This is a genomic window from Sinimarinibacterium thermocellulolyticum (genome assembly GCF_040327995.1).
Classification (GTDB): Bacteria; Pseudomonadota; Gammaproteobacteria; order Nevskiales; family Nevskiaceae; genus Solimonas; species Solimonas thermocellulolyticum.
The window spans coordinates 1-1021 of sequence record NZ_JBEPIJ010000052.1 but is presented as its reverse complement, the minus strand read 5'-3'; the positions used below and the strand labels follow the sequence as shown (position 1 = coordinate 1021).

Genomic DNA, 1021 nt, shown 5'->3' with positions numbered 1-1021 from the left:
GCGCAGGCGCAGAGTCAGCGGCGCGTGGACGATCTGGGGGAGGAGCGGCGGGGCCTGGCGGAGGAATACCGGACGGTATTGCGGGAGATCGAGGGTCTGGAGGCGTACAACCGTCAGCTCGAGCGGCAGTTGCGGCTGCAGGGTGAAGAGATCGCGATTCTGGACCGATCGATCGCGCAGGCGACGACGGTGGACCGGCAGATTCTGCCGTTGATGCTGCGGATGGTGTCGGCGCTGGAGCAGTTTGTGGCGCTGGACTTGCCGTTTTTGCCGCGCGAGCGAGCCGAGCGCCTGCAGTTCGTGCAAGAGGCGATCGACCGTGTCGACGTCACCGTGGCCGAGAAATTCCGTCAGGTGCTCGAGGCCTATCTGATCGAGCTTGAATTCGGCCGCACCATTGAGGCCTACACCGGCACGGTGGACGTGGGCGGGCAGAAGCTGGAAGTCGATTTTCTGCGCGTTGGTCGCATCGGCCTGTACTACCAGACCCTGGACGGCACGCAGAGCGCGCGCTGGGACGCGGCGGGCAAGCGCTGGGAGGCGCTGCCGGCGTCCGACCGCAACCCCATTCGCGAAGCCATCCGCGTGGCGCGCAAGCTCACCGCGCCGAATCTGTTGACGCTGCCGCTGCCGACGGCGGGAGGCGCGTCATGAAGAGCGGTTTTCGGTTTCCAGTATCCGGTTTCCAGAACGCCATGAGCCACGCGCTGCGCAGCCTTCTGATGGTGGGTCTTTTGGCCAGTGCGCCGGCGTTTGCCCAGGACGATGCAGCGGCGACGCTCGACGAGCTGCTCGAGCAGGTACGCACCAAGACCCTGGCGGACCAAGGCGAATTGCAGCGGCGCGAAGCCGAATTCGCGGCGGCGCGCGATCGCCAGGCCGAGCTGCTGGCGCAGGCCAAGGCGCGGCGCGACGCGCTGGAAAAGCGCGGCAGCGAGCTCGAGGCGCGGTTCGATGCCAACAAGCGCGAGATCGACACCCGCCAGCGACAGCTCGACGACAAGCTGGGCGCGCTCAAGGA

The 1021-nt window shown here is 67.0% G+C and carries 1 protein-coding gene and 1 pseudogene; both read left to right on the top strand.

Features of this window, described 5'->3' with window-relative positions; genetic code table 11:
* A partial coding sequence (locus tag ABSH63_RS15750; RefSeq protein ID WP_352891066.1) for a DUF3450 domain-containing protein occupies positions 1-654 on the top strand: 654 nt, incomplete at its 5' end.
* Positions 651-1021: pseudogene (locus tag ABSH63_RS15745) on the top strand (hypothetical protein); the annotation flags it as partial. The gene ABSH63_RS15750 and the pseudogene ABSH63_RS15745, both read left to right, overlap by 4 nt.